At 71.9% G+C, this 26,522-nt stretch carries 21 protein-coding genes; 13 read left to right on the top strand and 8 right to left on the bottom strand.

Going from position 1 to position 26,522, the window contains the following annotated elements; translation table 11 throughout:
- Nucleotides 1-18: 18 nt before the first annotated feature.
- Entirely contained in the window at nucleotides 19-825 is an 807-nt protein-coding gene (locus BLU27_RS05310) for a deoxyribonuclease IV (RefSeq protein WP_092657204.1), read from the bottom strand.
- Between the two features lie 73 nt (nucleotides 826-898).
- Between BLU27_RS05310 and BLU27_RS05305 the strand changes: the two genes are divergently transcribed.
- The 5 genes from BLU27_RS05305 (at nucleotide 899) to rplI (ending at nucleotide 3,664) form a co-directional block, all read left to right on the top strand.
- A complete protein-coding gene (locus tag BLU27_RS05305; RefSeq protein ID WP_157728246.1) occupies nucleotides 899-1,945 on the top strand; it encodes a serine hydrolase domain-containing protein in 1,047 nt (348 codons plus the stop codon).
- A 118-nt stretch (nucleotides 1,946-2,063) separates the two neighbouring features.
- Nucleotides 2,064-2,354 carry a 30S ribosomal protein S6 gene (gene rpsF / locus BLU27_RS05300; protein ID WP_092657202.1) on the top strand — a complete coding sequence of 97 codons (291 nt, stop codon included), beginning with the start codon at nucleotides 2,064-2,066 and terminating at the stop codon, nucleotides 2,352-2,354.
- A 16-nt stretch (nucleotides 2,355-2,370) separates the two neighbouring features.
- Nucleotides 2,371-2,886, top strand: a complete 516-nt coding sequence (locus BLU27_RS05295; RefSeq protein WP_092651075.1) for a single-stranded DNA-binding protein — start codon at nucleotides 2,371-2,373, stop codon at nucleotides 2,884-2,886.
- Between the two features lie 76 nt (nucleotides 2,887-2,962).
- Nucleotides 2,963-3,199, top strand: a complete 237-nt coding sequence (rpsR, locus tag BLU27_RS05290; protein WP_092651073.1) for a 30S ribosomal protein S18 — start codon at nucleotides 2,963-2,965, stop codon at nucleotides 3,197-3,199.
- A gap of 18 nt (nucleotides 3,200-3,217) precedes the next feature.
- Entirely contained in the window at nucleotides 3,218-3,664 is a 447-nt protein-coding gene (gene rplI, locus BLU27_RS05285) for a 50S ribosomal protein L9 (RefSeq protein WP_092651071.1), read from the top strand.
- Nucleotides 3,665-3,800: 136 nt separating this feature from the next.
- Here the strand turns inward: rplI and BLU27_RS05280 are convergent, their stop codons facing one another.
- Nucleotides 3,801-5,132, bottom strand: a complete 1,332-nt coding sequence (locus tag BLU27_RS05280) for an MATE family efflux transporter (protein WP_241827792.1) — start codon at nucleotides 5,130-5,132, stop codon at nucleotides 3,801-3,803.
- 643 nt (nucleotides 5,133-5,775) lie between these two features.
- Between BLU27_RS05280 and dnaB the strand changes: the two genes are divergently transcribed.
- Together dnaB and BLU27_RS05270 are read left to right on the top strand one after the other, a co-directional pair.
- Nucleotides 5,776-7,083 carry a replicative DNA helicase gene (gene dnaB, locus BLU27_RS05275; protein WP_092651067.1) on the top strand — a complete coding sequence of 436 codons (1,308 nt, stop codon included), beginning with the start codon at nucleotides 5,776-5,778 and terminating at the stop codon, nucleotides 7,081-7,083.
- 167 nt (nucleotides 7,084-7,250) lie between these two features.
- A complete protein-coding gene (locus BLU27_RS05270; RefSeq protein WP_197681694.1) occupies nucleotides 7,251-9,227 on the top strand; it encodes an ABC1 kinase family protein in 1,977 nt (658 codons plus the stop codon).
- Between the two features lie 109 nt (nucleotides 9,228-9,336).
- Here the strand turns inward: BLU27_RS05270 and BLU27_RS05265 are convergent, their stop codons facing one another.
- From BLU27_RS05265 to BLU27_RS05250, 4 genes are all read right to left on the bottom strand, one after another.
- Entirely contained in the window at nucleotides 9,337-9,684 is a 348-nt protein-coding gene (locus BLU27_RS05265; RefSeq protein WP_241827791.1) for a DUF6886 family protein, read from the bottom strand.
- A 68-nt stretch (nucleotides 9,685-9,752) separates the two neighbouring features.
- Complete coding sequence (locus BLU27_RS05260; RefSeq protein WP_092651066.1) at nucleotides 9,753-10,133, bottom strand: VOC family protein; 381 nt, start codon at nucleotides 10,131-10,133, stop codon at nucleotides 9,753-9,755.
- A gap of 151 nt (nucleotides 10,134-10,284) precedes the next feature.
- Nucleotides 10,285-10,683 carry a YccF domain-containing protein gene (locus tag BLU27_RS05255; protein ID WP_172804877.1) on the bottom strand — a complete coding sequence of 133 codons (399 nt, stop codon included), beginning with the start codon at nucleotides 10,681-10,683 and terminating at the stop codon, nucleotides 10,285-10,287.
- Nucleotides 10,674-11,849 (bottom strand): acyltransferase family protein, encoded by a 1,176-nt coding sequence (locus BLU27_RS05250; protein ID WP_241827790.1) that lies wholly within the window; start codon nucleotides 11,847-11,849, stop codon nucleotides 10,674-10,676. The genes BLU27_RS05255 and BLU27_RS05250 overlap by 10 nt, the downstream gene beginning before the upstream one ends.
- Before the next feature lie 348 nt (nucleotides 11,850-12,197).
- Between BLU27_RS05250 and BLU27_RS05245 the strand changes: the two genes are divergently transcribed.
- The 5 genes from BLU27_RS05245 to BLU27_RS05225 all read left to right on the top strand — a co-directional run bounded on the left by BLU27_RS05245 (nucleotide 12,198) and on the right by BLU27_RS05225 (nucleotide 20,127).
- Nucleotides 12,198-13,067, top strand: coding sequence for a 6-phosphogluconolactonase (locus BLU27_RS05245; protein WP_092651064.1), 870 nt, complete (start codon nucleotides 12,198-12,200; stop codon nucleotides 13,065-13,067).
- A 56-nt stretch (nucleotides 13,068-13,123) separates the two neighbouring features.
- A complete protein-coding gene (locus BLU27_RS05240; protein ID WP_092651062.1) occupies nucleotides 13,124-14,425 on the top strand; it encodes a family 4 glycosyl hydrolase in 1,302 nt (433 codons plus the stop codon).
- Entirely contained in the window at nucleotides 14,426-15,517 is a 1,092-nt protein-coding gene (locus tag BLU27_RS05235) for a BadF/BadG/BcrA/BcrD ATPase family protein (RefSeq protein ID WP_092651060.1), read from the top strand.
- An 11-nt stretch (nucleotides 15,518-15,528) separates the two neighbouring features.
- Nucleotides 15,529-16,254, top strand: coding sequence for a GntR family transcriptional regulator (locus tag BLU27_RS05230; protein WP_092651058.1), 726 nt, complete (start codon nucleotides 15,529-15,531; stop codon nucleotides 16,252-16,254).
- Nucleotides 16,255-16,593: 339 nt separating this feature from the next.
- On the top strand, nucleotides 16,594-20,127 hold the full coding sequence (locus tag BLU27_RS05225) for an ATP-binding protein (protein ID WP_092651056.1): 3,534 nt from the start codon (nucleotides 16,594-16,596) through the stop codon (nucleotides 20,125-20,127).
- Nucleotides 20,128-20,189: 62 nt separating this feature from the next.
- Here BLU27_RS05225 and BLU27_RS05220 read toward each other — a convergent pair whose 3' ends face one another.
- Complete coding sequence (locus BLU27_RS05220) at nucleotides 20,190-21,440, bottom strand: glycosyltransferase family 2 protein (RefSeq protein ID WP_092651054.1); 1,251 nt, start codon at nucleotides 21,438-21,440, stop codon at nucleotides 20,190-20,192.
- Between the two features lie 12 nt (nucleotides 21,441-21,452).
- On the bottom strand, nucleotides 21,453-22,529 hold the full coding sequence (locus tag BLU27_RS05215) for a polysaccharide biosynthesis protein (RefSeq protein WP_092651052.1): 1,077 nt from the start codon (nucleotides 22,527-22,529) through the stop codon (nucleotides 21,453-21,455).
- Nucleotides 22,530-23,166: 637 nt separating this feature from the next.
- Here BLU27_RS05215 and BLU27_RS05210 point away from each other — a divergent pair.
- Nucleotides 23,167-26,442, top strand: a complete 3,276-nt coding sequence (locus BLU27_RS05210) for a S41 family peptidase (protein WP_092651050.1) — start codon at nucleotides 23,167-23,169, stop codon at nucleotides 26,440-26,442.
- Nucleotides 26,443-26,522 lie beyond the last annotated feature (80 nt).

Raw genomic sequence — 26,522 nt, 5'->3', positions numbered from 1 at the left:
CGGCCGCCGCCGGGACCGCTACCGACCGTCCAGGTGCCGGCGCAGCCAGTCGATGTCGGCGCCCTGACCGTCGGCGCCGCCGGGCGTCTCCACGATCACCGGCGCCCCGGCCGCCCGGACAACGGCCAGCAGGTCGTCGCCGGCGATCTTGCCGGAGCCGAAGTTGGCGTGCCGGTCGCGCCCGGAGTCGAAGGCGTCCTGGGAGTCGTTGGCGTGCACGAGGTCGATACGCCCGGTGATCGCCTTCACCCGGTCGACGACCGTGCCGAGCTCCTCACCACCCGCGTGGAAGTGGCAGGTGTCCAGGCAGAACCCGACGGTGGCCCCGCCCTCGGCGTCGGTGACCGCCGCCCACAGGCGCTCGATCCGGTCCAGGTGGCGGGCCATCGCGTTGTCGCCGCCGGCGGTGTTCTCGATCAGCACCGGGCAGGGCATGTCCATCCGCTCGATGCACTTGCGCCAGTTGTCGAAGCCGACCTCGGGGTCGTCGCTCTTGGAGACGTGCCCGCCGTGCACGATCACGCCGAGCGCACCGATCTGGGCCGCCGCGGTCACCGTCTGCTGGAGCAGTTTGCGGGACGGGATGCGGATGCGGTTGTTGGTGGTGGCGACGTTGATGACGTACGGCGCGTGGACGTAGAGCCCCACCCCGGCGTCGTTCGCGGCGGCCACCAGTGCTTCGGCGCCGCCGTCGTAGGCGAACTTCGGGCCTTTCCACCCCTGTGGATCACCGAGGAAGAACTGTGCGATGTCGGCCGAACGGGCCCGCGCCTCGGCGATCGGGTCCTCCTGGTCGACGTGCGCTCCGAGCGGCAGGCTGGTCATGCACCGCACCCTACGAGGGTCCACCGACACCGCCCGCCACGGCCCGCGGTCCGCCGCGAGAAAGGAAGGCGCCATGGACGCAGCGCCACGTACCGTCCTGGAGATCCGGCGCGGCATCGAGGCGGGCCGGCACACCGGTGCCCAGGTGTACGCCTCGGTGCTCGGCCCGGGGCACCGCCGGACGGTCCTCGACCTCGCCCTCGGGCAGGCCCGGCCGGGCGTACCCATGCGGACCTCCACCGTCGTGGAGTGGGCCTCGGCGACCAAGCCGGTGACCTGCGTGGCCCTGATGAGGCTGGTTGATGCCGGCCTGCTCGGCCTCGACGACCCGGTCCACAAGTACCTTCCGGAGTTCGCCGCCCGCGGCAAGGAACACGTCACGGTCCGCCACCTGCTCACCCACACCGCCGGGCTCACCAGCACGGTCACCGGGGTGGTGGCGCCGGAGCGGATGGTGGCCGACATCTGCGCGTCGCCGCTCGCGCCGGGGTGGCGGCCGGGCACCCGCAGCGCCTACAACTCGGTCGCCATGTGGATCGTCGCCGCGCTGGTCTCCCGGCTGTCCGGGCGGCGCTTCGGTGAGTTCGTGCGTACGGAGGTGTTCGGCCCGGCCGGGATCGAGGAGGCCTGGATCGGCATGCCGGAGGAGGAGTACGACGCTCGGCGCGACGAACTCGCGGTGATCGCCGGATTCACCCGCTCCGGCACCCGGGACTGGGTCACCTGGGAACGCCCCACCGGCGGGGGCCACGGACCGATCCGCGAGCTCGGGCGGTTCTACGAGGCGTTCCTCGACGGGCGGCTGTGCTCGGAGGCGGCCGTCGCGGAGATGACCCGGCCACAGGTCTCGGGCGCGTACGACGAGTACCTGCTCGCGACGGTCGACCGCGGGCTCGGCTTCCTGCTCCGGACGTCGTACGCCGGGCACACGTACGGCCCGCACGCGTCACCGGACACATACGGACACGGCGGACGAAGCTGGTGCGTCGGCCTCGCCGACCCAGCCCACGGGCTGGCCGCCGCGGTGTACTGGAACGGCACGGCCGACACCGACCTCGGGGCCCTCCGGCAGCCGGCGACCCTGGCCGCGCTGTACGCCGACCTCGGCCTGGTAACCTGAGCGCCTGGTCCGCTGGAAAGAGCCCGCCCCATGGCGCGGAAGGCACCCGGACCTGACGCAAGCCCTCCTGTCACGGAAAGACCGTGACCGCCCGAGTCCAGAGGAGGTGGAGTTCCGCATGCGTCGTTACGAAGTCATGGTGATCCTCGATGCCGATCTTGAGGAACGCACCGTAGGCCCGTCCCTCGACCAGTACCTCTCGCTCGTCCGCCAGGGCGGCGGGACCGTGGAGAAGGTCGACATCTGGGGCCGTCGCCGGTTGGCGTACGACATCAACAAGAAGTCCGAGGGCATCTACTCGGTGATCGACCTCACTGCCGAGCCCTCGGTCGTCCTGGAGCTGGACCGTCAGCTGACCCTGAACGAGTCGGTGCTGCGGACTAAGGTCATCCGCCCCGACACCCGCTGATTCACGGGAGGCGTTCATGGCAGGCGACACAGTCATCACACTCGTCGGCAACCTCGTCGACGACCCCGAGTTGCGTTTCACCCCGTCCGGGGCGGCAGTGGCCAACTTCCGTCTCGCGTCCACCCCTCGCACCTTCGACCGGCAGAGCAACGAGTGGAAGGACGGCGAGACGCTGTTCCTGACCTGCAACGTGTGGCGGCAGGCGGCGGAGAACGTCGCCGAATCGCTGCAGCGCGGTATGCGGGTCGTCGTCCAGGGCCGGCTGAAGTCCCGTTCGTACGAGACCCGTGAGGGTGAGCGGCGGACGGTCTTCGAGGTCGAGGTCGACGAGGTGGGACCCAGCCTCCGCAACGCGACTGCCAAGGTCACCAGGACCAGCCGTGCACAGGGCGGCTTCGGTGGCGACGACCCGTGGCAGACGCAGCAAGGTGGCGGCGGTGGCGCCCGGCAGGGCGGCCAGCAGTCCGGCGGAAACGACCCCTGGGGCGGCGGACAGCAGTCCGGCGGATCCCAGGACGAGCCACCGTTCTGATTCACCGACGTCATCCCGTTCTTTCCCATCCGCGACCATTCCCGCGTGACGCGGGGCTTCCTGGAGGAGCACCACGATGGCCAAGCCCCCTGTACGCAAGCCCAAGAAGAAGGTTTGCGTGTTCTGCAAGGAGAAGATCTCCTACGTCGACTACAAGGACACGACTCTGCTGCGGAAGTTCATCTCCGACCGCGGCAAGATTCGTGCCCGCCGGGTGACCGGCAACTGCACCCAGCACCAGCGGGACGTCGCGGTTGCCATCAAGAACTCGCGCGAAGTCGCCCTGCTGCCCTACACCAGCACCGCGCGCTGACGAGGAGGTTGACACGCTATGAAGCTCATCCTCACCCAGGAAGTGTCCGGTCTGGGCACTCCGGGCGACATCGTCGAGGTCAAGGACGGCTACGGCCGTAACTTCCTCATCCCGCGTGGTCTCGGCATGCGCTGGACCAAGGGCGGCGAGAAGCAGGTCGCCTCGATCCGCAAGGCGCGCGAGGTCCGGGAGATCCGCGACCTCGGGCACGCCGAGCAGATCAAGAGCCAGCTCGAGGGCCTGTCGGTGAAGCTGCCGGCGCGGTCCGGCGAGAGCGGCCGGCTGTTCGGCTCGGTCACCGTCGCCGACATCGTGGCGGCGGTCAAGGAGGCCGGCGGCCCCGACATCGACAAGCGGCGGATCGAGATCGGCACGCCGATCAAGACGCTCGGCTCGCATCAGGTGTCGGTTCGCCTGCACCAGGAGCTGAGCGCCACGCTCTCGCTCGAGGTCGTCTCGGCCTGAGCAGCTCAGGCGGCGGCCGCCCGCCGCGTCTGAGTGCGTTGCTGCCCGAAGGGGCGGTCCCGAAGTCTCGGGGCCGCCCCTTCGGTCATTCTCCGGTACGAGTGGGCCGTCGGCGGGCGGGCCGGCGTCAGCGCCGTCAGCGCCGGGCTGCGCCGGTCCCGGTCACCAGCCAGGCGTCGCCTCGGGCCCGCACCGCGAGAGTCGCGAGCCGGGCCACCATGAACCCCCCGAACGCCCACCACAGCGCGAGCAGGCCCGCGTGGGCGGCGTACACCAGCAGCGCGAGCGGCAGGAACGCCACCAGCGTCACCAGCCCCGCGTAGGCGAGGTACTTCCCGTCCCCCGCGCCGATGAGAACGCCGTCCAGCACGAATACGATCCCCGCGACCGGTTCGAAGCAGGCGAAGACGAGGACGGCCTGGGCGAGCAGTGCCTGGACGGCCGGGTCGGCGCTGAACAACGGCACGTACGCCGGTCGCGCCAGCACCACCACCGCGCCGAACACCACGCCCGCGCCGACGCCCCACTCCATCATCCGGCGGGTCGCCGCCCGCGTACCGGCCACGTCGGACCCGCCGAGGTAACGTCCCACGATGGCCTGACCGGCTATCGCGATCGCGTCCAGGGCGATGGCGAGGGTGTTCCACAGGGTGAACGCCACCTGGTGTGCGGCCAGCGGCACGTCACCGAACGACGTGGCGACGTACGCGGTGACCAGCAGCGCGGCCCGCAGCGTCAGCGTGCGGACGATCAGCGGTACGCCGGCGTGCGCGCTCGCCCGGATGCCGGTCAGGTCCGGCCGCAGGGGCGCGTCGTACCGGCGGGCGGCCCGGACCACCACGACGACCAGCGCCACGGCTCCGGCAGTCTGGGCGAGCACCGTTCCCAACGCCGAGCCGGCGATCCCCAGGTGCAGGCCGTACACGAAGAGGACGTTGAGCACGACGTTACCGACGTAGGACGCGCCCGCTATCCACAGCGGCGTACGGGTGTCCTGCAGCCCGCGCAGCACGCCCGTCCCCGCGAACGTCAGAAGCAGCGCTGGCATGCCGAGCACCGCCACCCGCAGGTAGCTGACCGCGAACTCGTGCACCTGCGGTGAGGGCCCGAAGGCGCTGACCACGGCCGGTGCTGCCAGCGTGCCGACCAGCGCGAGCAGGACCCCGAGCCCGAGCGCCAGCCACAGCCCGTCGATGCCGTACGCCAGCGCCGACCGGCGGTCGCCCGCGCCGAGATGACGGGCGACGGACGCGGTGGTGGCGTAGGCGAGGAAGACGAACACGCCGACCAGAGTCTGCAGGGCCGTGCCGGCCAGGCCGAGGGCGGCGAGTTGCGGGGTTCCCAGGTGGCCGACGATCGCGGAATCGGCCAACAGGTAGACGGGTTCGGCGATCAGCGCGCCGAACGCCGGCACCGCCAAGCGCAGGATCTCCCGGTCGTGGGCGCTCCGGAGCCGGATGAGGGACACGGGCAGGAGACCTCCGGGGACATCGCGGCACGGTTCGGGCAGATGTGGGTGTGGCTCGGGTGGGAGTGGCCGTCCCCATGATGCGGGTACCGCGAGTGCGGCTGACCGTCGGCCCGGGGCCGGTGGACCGGGTCGCTACGGGCGCGGCCCGGCTTCCGGCTTCCGGCTGTCCACACCTCGGTGTGGACAAGGCGGTGTGGGGACCGTGGTGTGGACACCGGGCACGGCGCGCCCGGTGTGGACGACACGCCCGGGCAAGCAATTGCCGGGCACTTTCTCCGGACCGCTGTTGTGTCCACAGCGTGGGGACGCCGAATTCGCAGGCGAACCGCCTGATCCCGCGCTCCCCGAAATTTTCTCCACAGAGAAATCCCCAGGCTGTGCACAGCGAATCCCCAGGCAATCCCCCGGCTACCCACAACCCCTGTGTACGACCGGGTTGCCGCTCACCGCCCTGCCCGGCGTACGGTCGCCTCTCACGTCGAACCCCTGTCCGCTCGCGCACGACCTTTGTCGCGTTGTCGGTGGTCGCCGCTAGAACTGTCGCACAGGTGTTCGTCACGGGTGGAGCGTCGGAGGTAGTGCGGCAGTGAGTGTCAGTGAGTTCCCTGTCCCACGCGCGGTCGAAGGTGCACCCGACCGGATGCCGCCGCAGGACCTCGCCGCGGAGCAGTGCGTGCTCGGCAGCATGCTGCTGTCCAAGGACGCCATCGCCGACGTCGTGGAGGAGATCCGCGGCCCCGACTTCTACCGTCCCGCGCACGAGACCGTCTACGAGGCGGTGCTCGACCTCTACGGCCGGGGCGAGCCTGCCGACGCGGTGACCGTGGCGGCCGAGCTACAGCGCAAGGGCGAGTTGGCGCGCATCGGCGGCGCGCCCTACCTCCACACCCTCATCGCCTCGGTGCCGTCGGCGGCCAACGCCGGCTACTACGCCGCGATCGTGCGGGAGAAGGCGATCCTGCGCCGGCTGGTCGAGGCAGGCACCAAGATCACCCAGATCGGGTACGCAGGCGACGGTGACGTCGACGACGTGGTCGACCGGGCGCAGGCGGAGATCTACAGCGTCACCGACAAGCGCAGCAGCGAGGACTACGCCGTCCTCGGCGAGATCATGGAGTCTGCCCTCGACGAGATCGAGGCGATCGGCTCCCGTGGCGGGCAGATGGTCGGCGTGCCCACGGGGTTCACCGACCTCGACGCGCTGACCAACGGCCTGCACCCCGGCCAGCTGATCGTCGTCGCGGCCCGTCCCGGTGTCGGCAAGAGCGCGCTGGCGCTCGACTTCGCCCGCGCGGCGTCGGTCAAGCACGGCCTTGCGTCGGTGATCTTCTCGTTGGAGATGAGCCGCACCGAGATCACCATGCGGCTGCTGTCGGCGGAGGCGAGGGTCCCGCTGCACCACATGCGGCAGGGCAGCATGACCGACGACGACTGGGCGCGGATGGCCCGGCGGATGGGTGAGGTCTCCGGCGCGCCGCTCTACATCGACGACTCGCCCAACATGACGCTGATGGAGATCCGGGCCAAGTGCCGGCGGCTGCGTCAGCGCCACGACCTGCGGTTGATCGTCCTCGACTACCTCCAGCTGATGACGTCCGGCAAGCGGGTGGAGAGCCGCCAGGTCGAGGTCGCGGAGTTCTCCCGAAACCTCAAGCTGCTGGCCAAGGAGCTCGGCGTCCCCGTCGTCGCGCTGTCCCAGCTCAACCGCGGTCCTGAGCAGCGCACCGACAAGCGCCCGATGCTCTCCGACCTTCGCGAATCGGGCAGCATCGAGCAGGACGCGGACATGGTGATCCTCCTGCACCGCGAGGACGCCTACGAACGCGAATCCTCCCGTCCCGGCGAGGCCGACTTCATCGTCGCCAAGCACCGCAACGGGCCCACAGCCAACATCACCGTCGCCTTCCAGGGCCACTACTCCCGCTTCGTCGACATGGCCCAGGGCTGACCGCCAAGGCGTACCTTCCGCGCCTTCCCGAACAGGCCTTGAAGTCGACCGATTACGCGGCCTCCGCTACAGCGAGCAGCGCGGCACTGCCCTCCAGGTCGAGCACGGTGGTTGCCGGGTGAGAACCAGGACTCACAGGACGAAACCGTCGCTGACAGGATGAGCCGGTGCAGAAGCTGCTGGGGACCGTGTTCTTCCTGCCGACCCTGTTCCTCGTCGGCCTGGGTTTCGCCGTGGCCATCCGCCGGCTGCTCGGCGTCCGGATCGGCCTGGTCCGGACGGTCCTCGCCGCCGCCCTGGCTCTGACGGTCTCCGGCCCGCTGCTGACCGCGATGGTGCGCCGGCCCGAGGCGATCGACACGGGGTCCGGGATCCTGCTCACCGTGCTCGCCGCCTGCTGCGCCAGCCTGGTGGCGATGATCGTCCTGGTCATCGGCGAGGTGCTCGTCCCCGACGGCTCGCTGCCCGGGCCGGTCGAACTCTGGCGCGGCTGGCGGTCACGGATGGTCCGGGCGCGGCGGTACTCCCAGATCGTGCGCATCGCGGCGCGGCACGGGCTCGGCCGGTTCCTGCGCGGCTACCGGCACAGCGGGCTGGAGTCACCGACCTCGCGTCGTCACCTGGCCAGATCGGTGCGCCTGGCGCTGGACGAGGGCGGGGTCACGTTCGTCAAGCTGGGCCAGCAACTGTCGACCCGGCGCGACCTGCTGCCGCCGGAGTTCGTGACCGAGCTGACCCAGCTGCAGGACAACGCCGCGCCGATCGCCTGGCCGCAGGTGGAGGAGGTGCTGGTCGCCGAGTTCGGTCGCCCCGTCGGCGAGGTGTTCGCGGAGTTCGACCACACCCCGCTCGCGGCGGCCTCGGTCGCCCAGGTGCACAGCGCCCGGCTGCCCGACGGCCGGCCGGTCGTGGTGAAGGTCCAGCGCCCCGGCATCGAGCGGACCGTCGAACGTGACCTCGACATCCTGCTCCGGCTGGCCCGCACGCTCGAGTCCCGCACCGACTGGGGGCGGTCCCTGGGGGTTGCAGACCTCGCCGGTGGTTTCGCCGAGGCGCTGCGTGAGGAGCTCGACTTCACCGTCGAACGCGACAACCTGCAGGCGATGGCCGCCGCACTCGCCGACGGGCCGGCCCGCGAAGTCCGGGTGCCCGTACCCCACGCCGGGCTCGCCACCGAACGCGTCCTGGTGATGGAACGCCTCCACGGCACACCCCTCGGCGCGGCGGAGGAAGCCCTTGCCGCCCTCGGCACCGAGCGCCGGCGGCAGGTGGCGAACGCCCTGCTGGAGACGGTCTTCGACCAGGTGCTGGTCCGCGGCATGTTCCACGTCGACCTGCATCCCGGCAACGTCCTCGTCGCCGCCGACGGTTCGCTAGGGATGCTGGACCTCGGGTCGGTGGGCAGGCTGGACGGGACGACCAGGCTGGCCGTCGGCCGGCTGCTGGCAGCGCTGGGGCGGGCCGACTCGATGGCGGCCTGCGACGCGCTGCTGGAGCTGGTCGACCGGCCGGACGAGATCGACGAACGCACCCTGGAACGCGCGCTCGGTGTGCTGATTGTTCGGTACGCCTCGCCCGGTGCGAACGCCGGCGCCGCCGCGTTCGCCGAGCTGTTCCGCCTCGTGACCGCGCACCGGCTCGGTATACCGCCGCAGGTGGCGGCGATCTTCCGTACGTTCGCCACCCTGGAGGGCACGCTCACCGTGGTGGACCCGGAGTTCGATCTGGTGGCCGGTGCTCGCGAGGCCGGGCGTGCCCAGCTCGCCGAGTCGGTGGAGCCGGTACGCCTGCGACAGTCGCTCGAGGACGAACTCGTGACCCTGCTGCCCATGCTGCGCCGGCTGCCGCGGCGGGTGGACCGGATCGCTGACGCCGTCGAACACGGACGGTTCACCGTCAACGTCCGGTTGTTCGCCGACGCCCGCGACCGCCGGGTGGTGACCGACCTCGTGCACCAGGCGCTGCTGGCCTTCGTCGGTGCGGCGGCGGGGGTGCTCGCGGTCATGTTGCTGGGCACCGACGGCGGACCCCAGGTCACCGAGACCTTCGGCCTCTTCGGCTTGCTGGCGTACGCGTTGCTGATCGTGGCCGTGGTGCTGGTGCTGCGGGTCCTGGTGGTGGTGTTCCGGCGGGACCCGGCCTGACCCGACCCGCCTGGACGTGGTGGTTGTTTGCCGTCAACCCGCGCTTGGCGTTCGTCAAGTCGAGGTTGGCGTTCGTCAGGTCCGGGTTGGCGTGGTACGGGGGATGGCGTTACGCAGCCGGATGCCGCTGAACTCCAGGGTGCTGGAGATCACCGTGTCCCAGAGCGTACAACCGGACGGTGCGGATGCGTTCCAGCCAGGCGTACTCGACCGCGTGCACCCGGACCCCGCCACCCGGGCCGAGGATCTGCTCCCGGTCCGCGAGTGTCGTACCGGCACCGGCCCATGCCATCGCCCGGGGACAGTCCCGCGGGAACCAGTACGCCGGCGCCAGTTCGGCGTCGACGGCCCAGACGTACGGCTGCTCGTCGGGCCTGGTCGCCACGGCCTGCGGCACGAACCGTTCGATCGTGGGGTTCTCGGAGAAGTGGAGCACCTCACCGGATGCGGGTCGCATCCGCGTCACCGTCCCGTTGTCGTCGTCCGCGGGAGTTTTCGGGGGTCGGGCAAATGCGCTGGGCCCGATCAGGAGGTCGCGGCGCGCTCGGCCTCGCTGCGCAGGACGCAGAACTCGTTGCCCTCAGGGTCGGCGAAGACCACCCAGCCGGTGCCGTCGGCGTTGCGCCGGTCGTCGACGATCGTGCCGCCGAGCTCGAGCACGCGTTCGACCTCGACGTCGCGGGCGGTCCCCGGCTCGAGGCACATGTGCAGGCGGTTCTTCACGGTCTTCGGCTCGGGCACCTGGATGAACAGCAGCGGCGGCCCCTCGGGCAGCTGCACCAGGACCTCGGGGTCACCGGGGAAGTCCTCCTCGCCGAGCGGGGCGTCGAGGAGCTTGCTCCAGAACTGCGCGAGCGTGTACGGGTCGGCGCAGTCGATGGAGAACGTGCGGATGCGGGTTTTCAAAAGAGCTCCGGGGTCGGATTGCCTGAGGTGTGGTGTCGGAAGCTACCAGCCGGGTACGACGGCGCGTATCCATTATCCGGACCGATCTCAGTCTGCCCATCTGCCCCGGTCCGGCCTCGATCCGCCCGGTCCGGCCTCGGCCGGCCCGGCCTCAGCGCTGGGTGAACGCCATCGGGTCGTCGACGTCCACGATCTGCTTGCCCATCGGGAACAGCGAGACCGGCACCAGCTTGAAGTTGGCCAGCCCGAGCGGAATCCCGATGATCGTGAGGCACTGCGTGACACCGGTGACGATGTGGGCGAGGGCCAGCCACCAGCCGGCGAGGATCAGCCAGAGCACGTTGCCGATCAGCGATCCGGCTCCGGCACCCGGCTTGTCCACCAGCGTGCGGCCGAACGGCCAGAGGGTGAAGTTCGCCATCCGGAACGCCGCGACCCCGAACGGAATGGTGATGATCAGGACGCACAGAACCACTCCGACCACCGCGTATCCGAGTGCCAGCACCAGTCCGCCGAAGATCAGCCAGATGACGTTCAGGATCAGCCGCACGAATCCAGTCTCCGCCGGAGTTCCGCTTGCCGGTAATCACCGGATCGCGCCGGTCGCCGTCCCGGCGGTTCGCACCCGACGTCGCCCTCGACAGCGCAGTACGGACTCCGAGCCGACGTGTACCTCTGCTTGCGGCGCAGCAGGGGACGCTCGACCACCAGGTACGACAGGCCGGCCATCACGAACGCCCCGGCGACGACCAGCATCGCCTCGACCTGCGGCACCAGGTGCAGCGTCCCGGAGTAGGCGAGGATCGGGTAGTGCCACAGGTAGAGGCCGTAGCTGAGCCGCTGCCCCACCCAGGCCAGCGGCGGCAGCGCCAGTAGCAGGTTCAACGGGTGACGCCGGTCCAGCACCAGGACCGCGAGCACCGTGGCGGTGAGCAGTGCGACGGCGAGGAATCCGAAGGTGTACCACGCCGGGGTCCACCCGTCGACCCAGCCGGTGATCCGCAGCCGCCAGGCGACCAGGCCGAGCACGGCCGCGGCGACCCAGGCCAGCCGGCCGGCCCAGGTGCGGATCCGGGCGAGCGCCGCCTCGTCGTCGCGCAGGTGCCACAGCACCAGGGCGAGCAGGCAGCCGACCAGGAGCTGGTCGGCGCGGGTGTCGAAGCCGTTGTAGATGCGGTGCGCGGCGTCGTCGTCCCAGATCAGCAGCCGGAGGACCGTCGGCGCAAGGCAGAGGGCGCCGACGACGGCGAGTACGGCCCGGGACGTCAGCCTGCCCAGCAGCGCCCTGAGCGCGATCGGCCAGGCCAGGTAGAACTGCTCCTCGACGGCCAGCGACCAGGTGTGTGGCAAGGATCCCATGGTGTTGTCGTACGAGCCCGACTGGCCGGCCCGGACGATGTTGGCGACGTAGGTCGCGGCCAGCAGCGCGGCCAGCCACTGTCCTTCGAACGCCCGCAGCGGGGTCGCCAGCGCGAGCAACGCGACCAGTCCGCACAGCACCATCAGCGCCGGCACCAGTCGCAGGAACCGCCGGGTGTAGAAGCGCCGCAGCCGGATCCGGCCGGTCCGTTCGAACTCGTCGACCAACAGCGTGGTGATGACGAACCCGCTGATGGCGAAGAAGACGTCCACGCCGACCGAGCCGCCGGGCAGCAGGTCCGGGCGCAAATGACAGGCGATGACCGCGCCGGCCGCGACCGCGCGCAGCCCGTCCACCCCCGCGCTGCGGACGTCGAGCGGTCGAGCCTGGGCCGACGGTCGAGCCTGGGCCGACGGTCGAGCCGATGTTGGAGCTGGATCGAGCGGTGGGGTAGCCGCGCCGGTCGCGGAGCGCGCGTCCTTCGTCGAGATGTCGGCGGTCCGGGCGGGAGGCGGCGCTGGGGAAGGCATCGCCGCCACCCAACCGACCACGGCTGAGCGGACACCAAAAGGAACCTGAACAACGGCTGAGACCAAAGTGATCCTTTCCACTCCTTCCGGCTTGAATAGACCAGTTGGACCAATTAGGGTCCGAACGGCGGTGACAAGACGTGGCGGTACGGGAAGCCGAGAGGGTGGTGTGTCGTGCGGATCCGGCCGACGCTCTTCACCGACGCCGACGCACTCGGCAGGTCGCTCGCGGCCGAGATCGCCGATGGCATCGAGGCGGCGAACTCCAGAGGCCGGCGCTATCTCCTAGGCTGCCCGGGCGGGCGCAGCGCGATGACGACGTACGCCGCGCTCGCCGACCAGGTGTGCATCCGGCGGCTGGACCTGTCCCGCCTGGTGATCGTGATGATGGACGAGTACGTCGAGGCCGGGCCCACACGCGGCTCGTTCAGGAGCGTCCCCGACGACCTTGCGCACAGTTGTCGCGGCTTCGGCCGGGACGTGATCGCGGGGGCGCTCTCCGCCGCCGCGGGCCCGGGCCGGGGCGTACGCGAGGATCACCTGTGGGTGCCCGACCCTGCCGACCCCGCCGCGTACGACCGGCAACTCGCGGCGGCCGGCGGCATCGACCTGTTCATCCTGGCCTCCGGCGCCTCCGACGGGCACGTGGCGTTCAATCCGCCCGGAACTCCCGCCGAGGCGGTGACCCGGATCGTGCCGCTCGCGCAGAGCACCCGCCGGGACAACCTGGTGACGTTCCCACACCTGCGGACGCTGGACCGGGTGCCGACCCACGGCGTCGGCGTCGGGGTGGCCACCATTCGTACGCAGGCCCGCCGGGCGGTCATGATCGTGCACGGCGCGGACAAGGCGCGTGCCGCCGCCCGGGTGGCCGCGGCCGACCGCTACGACCCGGCGTGGCCGGCCACGATCGTCAGCGAGTGTGACGACCCCGGTCTGTACGTCGACCTGGCGGCCGCCGTCGGGCTCGGCCGCGGTGATCCCGCGCACCCGCTGATCGGTCGCGAGGAATGGCACCACGACGATCCCGCAACGTCGGGTTGACGCCCCCTCGCGGCTCACGAGAAGTCCCAGACAGTACGAAACTCGGAGGACCACTGATGGCCCGGATCAAACTCGCCTACCTCGGTGGCGGCTCGACACGTGCCGCCGGGACGATGGCGTCGTTCGTACACCACGGCGCGGAGTTCGACGGGTCGGAGGTCGTCCTCGTCGACCTGGACGCCGACCGGCTGGCGCTGATCAAGCAGCTGGCCGAGCGGATGGCACGCAACGCCGGCCTCGACCTCACCATCACCGCCACCACCGACCGGCGCGAGGGCCTGCGCGACTGCGACGCCGTACTCTCCAGCTTCCGCCCCGGCGGCTTCGAGGCCCGCGCCCTCGACGAGCGGATTCCGCTCAAGCACGGCGTGATCGGCCAGGAGACGCAGGGGCCCGGCGGCTTCTTCATGGCGCTGCGGTCGATCACGGTGATGAAGGCCGTCGCCGACGACCTCGCCGCCGTCGCGCCGAACGCCCGCATCTTCAACTACACCAACCCGGTCAACATCGTCGCCCAGGCGATGACGAGCTACACCGACATCCCGATCGTGTCACTGTGCGAGGGCCCGATCATCTTCCCGCGCGGCGTCGCCGAGGCGGCGGGCCTGGACCCCGACCTGGTGAGGACGACCATGGTGGGGATCAACCACAACTGCTGGAGCACCGAGCACACCTACGAGGGCAAGGACCTGATCCCGCTGCTGCGCGACTCCTACGAGGCGCGCCGCGACGACCCGAGTGTGGGCGCGGACACCAAGCGGCTGCTGCAGCTCGCGGTCACGATGGAGTCGGTGCCGTCCTACTACTTCCTCAACTACTACTTCCGCGACGAGGTGCTGCGTCAGCTGCAGGGCAAGCCGACCACCCGTGCGGAGGACATCCTGGCCGAGGTGCCGGGGTACTGGCGGCACTACACCGAGCAGGCGACGTCGGATGCGCCCGAGCTCGACCCGGCGCGCTCGCGCGGCGGCATCCACGAGCTCGAGCTCGCCATCGACGCCATGAACGCCTTCTACAACGACACCGGCGAGGTGCTCCCGGTCAACCTGCCCAACACCGGCGGCGTCCTGCCCGGGTTCGACGAGGACGTCGTGGTGGAGGTGCCGACCCACGTCGACGCGAACGGTTTCCGGGCGCTTCCGCAGCAACCGCTTCCGCACGCGGTCCGAGGGCTGGTCCAGGCGCTGGCCGAACACCAGGTGCTGGCCGCCAAGGCGGGCTGGGAAGGTGACCGGAACGACGGGGTCCGCGCGCTGGCCGCCCACCCGCTGGTGCCCTCCCTGCCGGTGGCCGAGGAGTTGTACACCGAAATGGCGTACGCCCACGCCGCCCACCTGCCCGAGCGGCTGCTGCCGTAGATGGAGCCACTGCACCTCGGCGTGGACGCCGGGAACAGCAAGACGGTCGCCCTGCTGTGCGACGAGGACGGTCGTGTCGTCGGGTACGGCCGGTCCGGCAACGGCGACATCTACGGCGCGGAGTCGTCGTCGGCCGCCGTGGACGCGGTCGTCGCCGCTGTCAAGGAAGCATTGACAGCGGCCGGTGCGCGGGAGGCCGACGTGCGTGCGTCGGCGTTCCGGCTGGCCGGGGTGGACTGGCCGGAGGACCACGCGTACTGGATGGACGCGCTGGCCCGGCGGCTGCCCGGCCTGCACGCACCGTCGGTGCTCAACGACGGGTTCGCGGCCATTCGGTGTGGGGGACCAGCCGGCGCCGAGCCGGCTGCCGGTGAGGCTGGACGCCGTGACTACGGGGCCGGCGTCGCCGTGATCGCTGGTACCGGCTCGGCGGTCGCCGGACGCGGTCCGACGGGTACGGAGTGGAGCATGAGCTTCTGGATCCAGGACGCGCACGGTGCCTCCGGTCTGGTGGGAAGTGCGTTGCGCGCGGTCTACCGGGCCGAGCTCGACCTCGGGCCGGCGACGACGCTGACGGCGCGGCTGCTGGCGTTCTTCGGCGCCACCGATGTCGAGGCCCTGCTGCACTCGTTCACCGGGCGGGAGACCGGCCACGGCTGGGCTCGGCAGGCCGCCGCCGCGCGGGAGGTGGTCGCGGCGGCGGGCGACGGGGACGAGGTCGCCGCGACGCTGGTCCGCGACCAGGGTCGGCACCTGGCCGACTACGCCCGGGTCACCGCCCGGCGGGTCGGTTTCGCCGTCGACGCGGTGCCCGTGGACGGTGGGAGCGGTGGGAACGGCGCGGACGGCGGCGCCGGCGTACCGGTCGTGCTCGCCGGACCGGTGCTGTGTGCGCCGGGTTCGCCGGTGACCGCCGCGCTGCTGGACGCGTTGTCGCGGGTCTTCCCGGCCGCCCGGCCGCGTCTTGCCACTGTGCCCCCGGTGTCCGGAGCGGTGCTCGACGCACTGGCCGACGCCGGCGTCGATCTCGGACCGGCGGTGTACGAGCGGCTCCGGACCACCGCGCCGCCCCCGGCGTTCCTGGCCACCTGAGCGACTCGGCGATGAGTACGAACGAGAGCGCGGCGGCACTGGCGTACGCCAAGCTGGCCGACGCGTTGCGACGCGGCGTCTACCCCGAAGGGACCCGGCTGCCCGGCGAACGCGACCTCGCCGCCCAGGTCGGCGTCAGCCGGATGACGTTGCGCCAGGCCCTTGCCCGCCTCGCCGGCGAGGGTCAGCTCGAACGCTCCGCGCAGCGCGGCTGGTTCGTCGCCCGGCGGATGGTCGGGGAACCGCCGAGCGTGCTGCAGAGCTTCACCGAGATGGCGAGGGCGCGCGGCCTTCGCCCGACGTCGCGGGTGCTGAGTACCACGTCGCGTCCGGCCACGCCGGAGGAGGCCCAGCGGCTCGGGATGGCCGAGGCGTCGAAGGTGCTGGAGGTCCGCCGGCTGCGCGGACTGGACGATGCGCCCGTTTGCCTGGACACCACCGTCCTCGCCGCTGACCGGGCCGGCGCGCTGGCCGACGCGGACCTGACCGACCGGTCGCTGTACGAGGCACTGCACACGCTGTGCGGAGTGACGGTGGCCCGAAGCTCCTACACAGTCCAGGCGCACGCGGTCGAACGGGAGCCTGCCCGGCTGCTCGACCTGCCGGTCGGCGCGCCCGTGCTGGTCGGCTCGGAGGTCACCTACGACACCGACGACCTGCCGGTGCTGTGCGGCACCACGCTCTACCGCGGAGACGCCTACCGCTTCCAGGCCGACCTGTACCGCCCGCTGTCGTGACTCCGCTGTTGACCCCGCTGTCGTGACCCCGCTGTCGTGACCCGCGCAGGGTCGCGCCCGACCTCGGATCCGCCACGGTCGTACGCCCGATCCCGGCCGTTCGTGCGACCGGAGCGTTCCGCCCCGTGACGTTCCCGGCGTCGGCTCGTTGTTCCCGATGCCTGCCGCTTGGTTTGGGGACGTGGCCGGTTGGGGCCATCGGGCAACCAGACTGGGTGGCTCGCGCGAATCTGCGTATGGGAGCCCCGGCGAATAGCATCATCAAGCTGAAAGAGACCGACACTCATCGGGCAAAGCCGTTTCGGACAAGAACTGCATCGTCTGCGCCATGGGGGTGGCATGGGGACAGGCCTGCTGGAAAGCGGAGACCTCGGCGTCGATCGGATCGAGGTGCGCCTGCTCGGGCCCCTGCGAGTCCGGCGGCCCGACGGCTCCATCGTCCCCAGCGGTGCGTGGCGCACCGGCAAGACCACCGACCTGCTCCGGTTGCTCGCGCTGAACGCGGGTGAGCCGGTCCCCGCCATGACGCTGACCGAGACCCTCTGGCCCTCGGTGGACGAGTACCGGGCCCGGGCGAGCCTGCGCACCGCGGCGTCCCAGATTCGCAAGGCCGTCGGCGTCGACTGCGTGGGCCGCCGCTCCGGTGGACTGGTGCTGCTGGACGCCTGGGTCGATGCCGTCGCGTTCACCGGGCTCGCCGCGGAGGCCGCCCGGGCATACCGCGAGGGACGGCACGCCGACTGCCTGACCGCCACCCGCGAGGCGGAGGCGCTCTACGTCGACGATTTCCGCGCGTACGACGTCGACTCGGTGTGGGCGAGCGAGCACCGGGAGCGGCTCGCGGTGGCCTACCTGTCGCTGCTGTCGGACGCCGCGGACGCCGCGGTCGCGCTGGGCTGGATGCACGACGCCGTGGAGTTCGCGTCCCGGGTGCTCGCCATCGACAGCTGGTCCGAGCGGGCGTACCGCGCCCTGATGTACGGCTACGGCGGCCTCGGGCAGACGGCGCGGGCGCTGCGCGCGTTCGAGCGATGCCGAGCGGTCCTGGCCGAGGAGCTCGGGGCCGACCCCTCGCCCCAGACGCGGGCGGTACATCTTCATCTGCTCTCGGCCGACCCGGTGACCCACACCGAGTGCCCGTTCGTCGGGCGTACGGCGGAGCTGCGCTGGCTGGGCGACATCGTGCGGTCCACCGTCACCAACGGCCTGCCGAGCATCGTGCACCTCGGCGGTGAGCCCGGCGTCGGCCGGTCCGCGCTGGTTGCGGAGGTGTGCCGGGCCCTCGACGTGCGGCTGGTCCGCGCCGACGGCGACGGCCCGAACGCCGGCCGAGCCGACCTGGTCGACCGGATCGTGGCGAGCCTCGACCGGCGACCGGAGGACGGCGAGGCGCCCGAACGCCTGGCCGCCGCGATGTCCGGCTCGGCGCCGGCCGTCGTGCTCCTCCGGGAGAGCGAGGACGCCCCGCCGGCGTACCGGAACTCCCTGTGCCGGGCGGTGCTCCGGGCGACCGGCCCGGTCGTCGTCGTACTCGTCGCCGGCACCGCCAGGGACACCTGCGAGCTGCTCTACGTGCACCGGGACGGCACCGAGGCCGACCGCGTGCACCGGCTGGACCTGCCTCCCCTGGACGCGGCCGAGATCAGCGAGCTCGCCGAGGGCCTGCTCGCTGGTGCGCCGGCCGAGGCACTGGTCGCGGAGCTGCTGAAGGTCAGCGGCGGGCTGCCCGGCCGGGCGATGGCCACGCTGAACACCTGGTCGCGGCTGGGGCGGATCGTCTCCACTCCGGACGGCCTGGCGCTGATGCCCGCGCGTGAACTCGGCGTACCCACGCTGCCGGACGTGGAGGATCCCGTCGGCCGGACCGGGGACGGGTACGACGACGGCGGCTCGGCCTGGGGGTCTGTCCCGAAGCCGGCGCCGCAGTCGGCGCCGCAGTCGATCCTCGCCCGGGCCTTCGACCAGCTCGACGCGGAGTCGCTGGAGGTTCTGCAGTACGCCGCACTGCTGGAGCGCCCGCTGAGCCCGGAACTCCTCGTACCGCTGCTTCGGCCCGACGGCCAGGCCGCCGACCCCGGCACCCCGGCCGGCTCCGCGGTCGGCAGCGCGTACCCGGCCGGCGGGCGAGCGGCGGACGCCGCCGAACGCCGCCGGGTGCAGGCGCGCCTCGACCGGCTCATCGACCTGGGCCTGCTGGTCCGCGACGCCCGGGGCGCGGCGGCGTTCCGGGACCCGCTGCGGCGGTCGGCGGTCCGGTACTGGTTGCGGCCCACCGTGCGCCAGCGCCTGCACGGCCGGATCGCCGCGCAGGCCCCGATCCCGACCGGCGAGCGGGTGCACCACTGGCTGCGGGCCGGCGAGCCGCAGTTGGCCTACCTGGCCGCCGTGGACGCGGCCAACGAGGCGGCGGCCGAAGGTCTCCTCGAGCAGACGCGGGACTTCCTCCTGCGCGCCCGCGCACTCGGCCCGTCCGACTCCGACGCCCTCGACCGCGCCGACCTGGACGAGCGGATCGCCGACACCGAGGCGAGGATCGGCCGGCGGGAGGAGGCCCGGGAGACCTACGCGAGTGCGCTGCGGATCGCCCGTGCGCACGACCTGCCGGTGGAGGGCCGGATCGTCCGCAAGTTGCGGTCCCTGGACGACCCGCCCGGCCGCGAAGCCGGTCCGGCGGGAGGGGGCGGCCTGATCGCCCCCGGCGGACCGGACGGGGTCGGCCGATCCGTCCAGCACCTTCCGGCACCGCCTCCGGCCGGCGGCAACGGCGAGTTCGGGATCGAACCCGGCTCGCCGCCGACCGCCGAGGCCGAGCGTGTTCTGCGGGCCGCTCTGGAGGAGGCCGACCGGGCAGGCGACGCCGACGTCGGCACACACGCGCGGCTGCTGCTCGCCCGCCTCGTGGCGTTCCCCCGGCGCAGGCTCCACCAGGGCCGGCACCTGGCGCGGGAGGCGCTCGCGCTCGCGACCCGTCCCGACCTGCGGGCACAGGCCCTGCTGATCGCCAACCTTCCCGACGTCGTGCTGGGCAGCCCGACCGTCGTGGAACGACCGCTGGCGGAGGCGGCGGAGCTGGCCGCCGGTGAGGGCATCCATCCGTCCCTGCTCGGCCGGATCAACCTGATGCGCTGCCTGGCCGCGCACGACGCCGGGTCCCCTGCGTTCGAGACGATGTGGGCCGAGTACCTCGCCGCGTATCCACGGCCCGAGGACGACCCGTCGTTCGGGTGGGCGCGGGTCCGGATCCACACCGAACGCGGCGACCTCGAGGCCGCGCAGATCGCGGACCGGGTGGACCTGCCGGCCGCGTCCGGGCCGCTGCTGACGCAGTTGCACGCGAGCGCTCGGGCCGACCTGCTGATCGCGCTCGGCCGGCTCGACGACGCCGCCCGGGTCACCCAGTCGCTGCTGGACCAGGCGACCGAGGACGGCTGCATCCTGATGGTGCCCGAGGCCGCCGCCCGGCTGGTGGTGCTGCGGTCACCGGCCGACCTGCGGGCCGCGCACCAGTACTTCGACCTGCTCGACTGGGCTATCGGGTCCGAGGGCGACCTGGCGCGGGAGAGTTGCTGGCGGCTGCTTGCCCGGGCCGCGATCCGCACCGCGGACGGCCGGCCCGCCGCGGCCGCCGGCGCCAGTGCGCTCGCCGCGCACGTCGCGGAGTCGGCCGGCCTCGTCCTGCTCGCCGGCCGGGCCCAGCTCGACCGAGCACGGCATCTCGCCGCCGCGGGGTCCTGGGTGGACGCCCGGCTCGCGGCGGCGGCCGCCGGGCGCGCGTTCCGCTCGGCCGGCCTGGACCATCTGGCCCGGGCAGCGGAATCCGCCACGGCGTCCGCGCCGCGGACCAACGCCGTCGGCGAGCGCCCGGTCGGCTGAGCCGGCGAGTCCTCGGGCCCGGGGCCACGGGGGCATTGGGGCACGGCGGCACGGCGGGCGACTCAGACGTACTGCCCTACCCGACCGGCTTCGGGTTCGGCTGCCCTGGGCTCGACTCGCACCAGGTGCGGCCGGATGACGCCCAGGTTGCGGTCCTGCCACGCCATCCGCACGTACCACAGGCCGCCGAGCAGCGGCATCACCAGACTGACGAACGTCATGTAGAACGGGACGAGAAACAGCGCGGGCCCGCGGTGGTCCCAGTGCAGGTACGCCACCAGAACGACGTACAACACCAGCGCCACCGTGAGCGACGACACCAGGGCCACGCCCGCGGCCGCGTCGTCCAGCGCGAGCCAGCGAAACGGCGCCAGCGCGATGGTGACCACGCCGCCGTACACCCAGAACCACGGGTGCCGGGTCACGAACCGCGCGTTCACCACGAACAGCCGGAACTCCCCACCGGCCCAGGCCAGCCGCTGCCGGAGCCAACCCCGCAGCGAGCCGGGCACCGTCGTCGGCACCTCGAACGGGATGTGCGCCACGCGGTAGCCCAGGGCGCGGGCGATCAGGCCCACCTCCACGTCGTTGCCCTGGAAGAACAGCGAGTGCCGGCTCATCACGTCGGTGAGGACCTCGGTGCGGGCCACGTGGCAGGCGCCCGAGACCAGCCACGACGCGAGGAAGCGGAACTGCATCGCCAGCCGGTACTCATAGTGCTGGAGTCTCGCGAGCAGGGTGTCGGAGTTGAGTGGAACGAGCCGTACCGACGCGAGATCGGCGCCCTGGCGTTCGAGTTCGCCGACCAGGACCTCGAGCGGCCGTGCCGTCGTGGTGTCGGCGTCGAGCGGAACGACGTACCTCGCGCGTACGAGGTTCAGCGCGTCCCGGATCAGCCGGTCCCGCACGGTGCCGGACGTGGCCCGGCGCCCGCCGGTCCGAGGAGCGGTGAACGACGCGACGAACACCCGGAACCCGTGCTCGCGGGCCAGCGCGTACAGGTCGGTGTAGAAGTCGTCGCTCTCACCCGCGGGCGTGCACAGCACCACCCGGTTGCCGTGTGCCGCGAGGTGGTCGGCGTTCTCCAGGTACCGGATGCTGCCCCAGATCGGGACCAGCACCTCGAAGTCGGAGTTCACCCGGGTGCCGGCGAACGCGTAGACCCGCCCGCGAGCCCGCAGGCTCGCCAGTGCGTCCACGGCCACCGCGAGGACCGGCACGGCGACCACCGCGAGAAAGACCAAGGCTGTCGGGGCGGCTGTCGGGGCGGCTGTCAGGGTGGCGGCCGACAGGGCGGCCAGGCTCGTTGTCATGGCTTCCGGCCCTCAGCTCGCCAGGACGGCGAGGTCGGCGCCCGCCAGCAGTTCGGCCATCGCCCGGCGTACCTCGTCCGGGCGGGCGGTGGCGGCCCGGGCGCACAGCGACCTGATCGCCGCCCAGGACGCGGCACCGTTCTCGGCCACGTCGACCTCCCGGATCCGGGGGTGCGCGGTGGGCCTCTGCGCCTCGGACGGGTCGAACAGCTCCTCGTGCAACTTCTCGCCCGGACGCAGACCAGTGACCACGATCGGAGGTTCGGGCATGCCGGACAGGGCGGCGAACCGCTGGATGAGGTCGAGGATGCGCACCGGCTCACCCATGTCCAGCACGTACGTCTCGCCGGCCTGGGCCAGCACGGACGCCTCGATGACCAGCCCGGCGGCCTCCGGGATGGTCATGAAGTAGCGCGAAGCCCCTGGGTGGGTGAGGGTGACCGGCCGACCGGCGGCGAGTTGCCAGCGCAGGGTCTCGACGAAGGAACCGCGGCTTCCGAGTACGTTCCCGAAGCGCACCGAGGCGACGGTGATGCCGGGGTCGGCCGAGCCGGCCCTGTCGGCGACGACCATCTCCGCCAACCGCTTGGACATCCCGAGCACCGAGGTGGGCCGGGCGGCCTTGTCGGTGGAGATGTTGATGAACCGTTCCACCCCGTGTGCGACCGACGCCTGCAGCACGACCGCGGTGCCGAGGACGTTCGTCCGCACGGCCGCCTCCGGGGAGTTCTCCAGCAACGGCAGATGCTTGTGCGCAGCCGCGTGGTAGACGATGCTCGGCCGGGCCCAGGCGAGTACGCGGTTCAGTTTCGCCTCGTCGGCGACGTCCGCCAGGACGAAGTGCGAGTCGTCCAGCAGTGCGGTGCCGGACAACTCCCGCTGCAGCGAGTACAACGCGTACTCGTCGTTGTCGACGAAGAACAGCTCGCCTACTCCCAGTCGCGACAACTGCCTGACTATCTCGCCGCCGATCGAGCCGCCGGCGCCGGTGACGAGGACGCGGCGACCTGCGACGAGCCGCCTGGCCTCCTCGCCGTAGACCGGTTCTGCCGGTCTGCCAAGGACGTGGGCGGGCGAAACTCCCAACATGTGGACGTGCTCCTCCTGACGTCGGCCGACGATCGGCCGGAACGCGGAACAGCCTCGCGCCCGGCCGTGACGGTGACGTCAAGTCACTGAGTTGACGGAGGCGCCCTGACGCTCCGTACCTTGTTCACGCTCCGTTGACGCCGAGCCAGCATGCTCTTCCACAGCAACTGGGGGGGCGGCGCGGCTGAGCGGGGGGGCTCGGCCAAGCCAACGTCGGGGGGACGGCGCGGTCGGGATCGGGAGGCCCGGCCGCGCCACTTTTCGGGGGACGGGGCGACGCGGCCGGATTCCGTACTGACCTGTTCGTACGGAGTCCGGCCGCTGTCGCGCCGGGCAAGCGGTGACGGGGGGTCGTGCCGGCGAGACGCTGGAGGGGAGCGTCTCGCCGGTACTCTGTTCCGCCCACCTCCTGCTGGGAACGCCGTCCACGTGCCGCACTCGCCTGCCCGTCGGCGCATCCCGCCCGGCCTCGTCCCCCACGTTCGGCCGATCCATCTCCCGCGGACATGCCGATCACGGGTGTCGGAGTGACGGCATAGGCTCGGAAACTCCCGCGCCGCGGCGACGACGCGGGCGGAGGGTCCGTCCCAGGACGGAACCCGAGGACCACAGTCGTTCGACAGGGGGTCATCCAGGCATGGGCGAGACCGGCTACAGCGGCAACACCGGATACCTGCGGTTCCCGACGATCAGCGGCGACACGGTGGTGTTCTGCGCCGACGACGACCTGTGGAGTGTGCCGGCGACCGGTGGCCGGGCCTTCCGGCTGACCGCGGGAGTTGCCGAGGCAGGCCGTCCCCGGCTGTCACCGGACGGCTCCCGGATCGCGTTCGTCGGCCAGGAGGAAGGCCCCGGCGAGGTCTACGTCATGCCGGCGGCCGGCGGCACGTCCCGGCGGCTCACGTTCGAGGCCGCGCGGGCCGGCATCGCCGGCTGGCTGGACGCCGACACCATCGTCTACGCCAGCACCACCGGCCGGCCCGTCGACGAATACCGCCTGCGCAGGGTGGGCGCCGACGGCGGCCCGTCCGCGGAGCTTCCCTACGGCCAGGCCCAGTCGATCGCGCTCGGCGCGGCGGGTGGCGTCGTCCTCGGCCGCAACACCGCCGACCCGGCCCGGTGGAAGCGCTACCGCGGCGGCACCGCCGGTCGGCTGTGGACCGACCCCGAGGGCACCGGCGAGTTCCGCCCGCTGGTCGCGTTGCCCGGCAACCTCGCCAGCCCGTGCTGGGTGGGTGACCGCGTCTACTTCCTGTCCGACCACGAGGGCATCGGCAACGTCTACTCCTGTACGCCGGACGGCGACGACCTGCGCCGCCACTCCGACCACGGCGACTACTACGCCCGCAACCTCTCCTCCGACGGTGCCCGGCTGGTCTACCACCACGCGGGCGACCTGTATCTCCTCGACCCCGCCGAGGACGAGCCGCGTCAGGTCCCGGTGGAGTTCGGGAGTTCCCGTACGCAACGCAACCGGCAGTTCGTCCATGCCGGTGACCACCTCGACTCGGCCACTCTCGGGCCCGACGGCAGCGACCTGGCCATCACCACCCGGGGGAAGGCGTTCTCGTTCGCCCACTGGGAGGGGGCGGTCCGCCAGCACGGCGAGCCGGACGGCGTTCGTCACCGGCTGCTCACCTGGCTGAACGACCACGCCAGGCTGGTCGCCCTGGCCAGCGACGACCGCCCGGAGGAACGCCTGGTCGTCCTCACCGCCGACGGCAGCGCGCCGCCCCGGTGGCTGGACGACCTCGACCTCGGCCGCGTCGTGGAGCTCGCCGTGTCACCGCGCGCGGACCAGGTGGCGGTGACCAACCACCGCAACGAGGTGCTGCTGGTCGACCTCGCCGCCGACCCCCCGGCCGTCCGCCCGCTGGACCAGACGCCGCACGGCTCGATCACCGGGATCACCTGGGCGCCCGACGGCCGGTGGCTGGCGTACTCCCGGCCGAGCAGCGCGAAGGTCCGCGCGATCACCCTGTGCCGGGTCGAGAGCGGTGAGACCTGGCCGGCGTCGCGTCCGGTGCTTGCCGACCACTCGCCGAGCTTCGACCCGGAGGGCAAGTACCTCTACTTCCTCGGCCAGCGCGACTTCGTGCCGGTGTTCGACGCGCTGCAGTTCGAGGCGGGCTTCCCGCTCGGCACCCGTCCGTACGCGCTGGCGCTGCGCACGTCCGTCGGTTCACCGTTCGTGCCCGAGCCCCGGCCGGTGGTCAGCGAGGCGGCCGCCACCCAGAAGAAGGCGGAGGAGGAGCGCAAGGCGGAGGAGGACGTCTCCCACGACCACGTGCCTCCGGTCGAGATCGACGTGGACGGACTCCCGGACCGCGTCGTCGCGTTCCCCGTGCCGGAGGGCCGCTACGAGCGGGTCGCCGGGATCCGCGGCAAGGTGCTGTACTCCAGTTGGCCGCTGCAGAGCCCTCCGGAGGGGCCGGGACACCGCGAGGGCGGCGGTGTCCTCGACGTCTACGACTTCGAGACGCAGAAGTCCGACCGGCTGATCGACGGGCTGTCCGACTTCACCCTCGACCGCGGTGCGCACACGCTGCTCTATCACGCGGGCGAGCGGCTGCGGGTGCTTCGCGCGGGGGAGAAGCCGCAGGACGAGGGCGACGATCCGCGGCGGGCGACCGGCTGGGTGGACCTCGGCCGGGTGAAGGTCTCGGTGCGGCCCGGTGCGGAGTGGCGGCAGATGTTCCGCGAGACCTGGCGGTTGCAACGCGACCACTTCTGGGTGGCCGACATGTCCGGGATCGACTGGGACCGCATCTACGACCGCTACCTCCCGCTGGTCGACCGGGTGAGCACCCGGTCGGAGCTGTCGGACCTGATCTGGGAGCTGCAGGGCGAGCTCGGTACCTCCCACGCGTACGAGATGGGCGGCGCCTACCGTCCCGGACCGCACTACGCGCAGGGGTTCCTCGGCGTCGACTGGAAACTCGACCCAGACACCGGCCACTACCGGGTCGGGCACCTGCTCGGCGGCGACCGCTGGAAGGACGGCTTCACCTCCCCGCTCAACCGGCCCGGCGTCGACGTCGCGGTCGGCGACACCGTGCTCGCCGTCAACGGTCAGCCGATCGGGACCGCCGCCGACGGCACCCACCTGCCGCCGGGCGCGCCGCTGGTCAACCAGGCCGGCGAGGAGGTCCAGCTGACGGTCGTACGCGGCGACGACCCACCGCGCACCGTCACCGTACGGGCCACCGGTTCCGAGCGCGCCGCCCGCTACCGCGACTGGGTGGAGGCCAACCGCGCCTACGTCGCCGAGCACACCGACGGCCGGGTCGGCTACCTGCACATCCCGGACATGGGCAGCCGGGGGTTCGCGGAGTTCCACCGCGGGTTCCTGTGCGAGTACGACCGGGACGCGCTGGTGGTCGACGTGCGGTTCAACGGTGGCGGCTTCGTCTCCGGGCTGTTGCTGGAGAAGCTTGCCCGGCGTCGGCTGGGCTACGACTTCTCCCGCTGGCTGGAGCCCGAGCCGTACCCCTACGAGTCGCCGCGCGGTCCGCTGGTCGCGCTCACCAACGAGTGGGCCGGCTCCGACGGTGACATCTTCTGCCACGCGTTCAAGATGCTGGGCCTGGGGCCGCTCGTCGGCAAGCGCACCTGGGGCGGCGTGATCGGCATCTCGCCCCGGCACGCCCTGGCCGACGGTACGGTCACCACCCAGCCCGAGCACTCCTTCGCCTTCGACGACGTGGGCTGGCGGGTGGAGAACTACGGCACCGACCCCGACATCGAGGTCGACATCACGCCGCAGGACTACCGCGCAGGGAGGGACCCACAGCTGGACCGGGCGATCGAGGTGGCGATGGCCGAGCTGGAGGCCAAGCCGCCGCACACGCCACGTCCCGCCGAACGACCCCGGCTCACCGCGCCCACCCTCACTCCTCGCCAACGCCGGTGAACTCGCCCGCACCGGTGACCGACACCTTCAGCACCCGGCAGCCGTGGCCACTGGAGATCGACATACCAGACCTGGCCCGG

The sequence above is a fragment of the Actinopolymorpha singaporensis genome (assembly GCF_900104745.1).
In the GTDB taxonomy this organism is placed as follows: Bacteria; Actinomycetota; Actinomycetes; order Propionibacteriales; family Actinopolymorphaceae; genus Actinopolymorpha; species Actinopolymorpha singaporensis.
This window is presented reverse-complemented; position numbering and strand designations above follow the sequence as displayed.

Bases quoted from the DNA above. Each gene is read 5' to 3' on its own strand.
- BLU27_RS05310 (WP_092657204.1), bottom strand. From the start codon at position 825: ATGACCAGCCTGCCGCTCGGAGCGCACGTCGACCAGGAGGACCCGATC.
- BLU27_RS05305 (WP_157728246.1), top strand. From the start codon at position 899: ATGGACGCAGCGCCACGTACCGTCCTGGAGATCCGGCGCGGCATCGAG.
- rpsF (WP_092657202.1), top strand. From the start codon at position 2,064: ATGCGTCGTTACGAAGTCATGGTGATCCTCGATGCCGATCTTGAGGAA.
- BLU27_RS05295 (WP_092651075.1), top strand. From the start codon at position 2,371: ATGGCAGGCGACACAGTCATCACACTCGTCGGCAACCTCGTCGACGAC.
- rpsR (WP_092651073.1), top strand. From the start codon at position 2,963: ATGGCCAAGCCCCCTGTACGCAAGCCCAAGAAGAAGGTTTGCGTGTTC.
- rplI (WP_092651071.1), top strand. From the start codon at position 3,218: ATGAAGCTCATCCTCACCCAGGAAGTGTCCGGTCTGGGCACTCCGGGC.
- dnaB (WP_092651067.1), top strand. From the start codon at position 5,776: ATGCCGCCGCAGGACCTCGCCGCGGAGCAGTGCGTGCTCGGCAGCATG.
- BLU27_RS05265 (WP_241827791.1), bottom strand. From the start codon at position 9,684: ATGCGACCCGCATCCGGTGAGGTGCTCCACTTCTCCGAGAACCCCACG.
- BLU27_RS05240 (WP_092651062.1), top strand. From the start codon at position 13,124: ATGGCCCGGATCAAACTCGCCTACCTCGGTGGCGGCTCGACACGTGCC.
- BLU27_RS05235 (WP_092651060.1), top strand. From the start codon at position 14,426: ATGGAGCCACTGCACCTCGGCGTGGACGCCGGGAACAGCAAGACGGTC.
- BLU27_RS05230 (WP_092651058.1), top strand. From the start codon at position 15,529: ATGAGTACGAACGAGAGCGCGGCGGCACTGGCGTACGCCAAGCTGGCC.
- BLU27_RS05225 (WP_092651056.1), top strand. From the start codon at position 16,594: ATGGGGACAGGCCTGCTGGAAAGCGGAGACCTCGGCGTCGATCGGATC.
- BLU27_RS05220 (WP_092651054.1), bottom strand. From the start codon at position 21,440: ATGACAACGAGCCTGGCCGCCCTGTCGGCCGCCACCCTGACAGCCGCC.
- BLU27_RS05215 (WP_092651052.1), bottom strand. From the start codon at position 22,529: ATGTTGGGAGTTTCGCCCGCCCACGTCCTTGGCAGACCGGCAGAACCG.
- BLU27_RS05210 (WP_092651050.1), top strand. From the start codon at position 23,167: ATGGGCGAGACCGGCTACAGCGGCAACACCGGATACCTGCGGTTCCCG.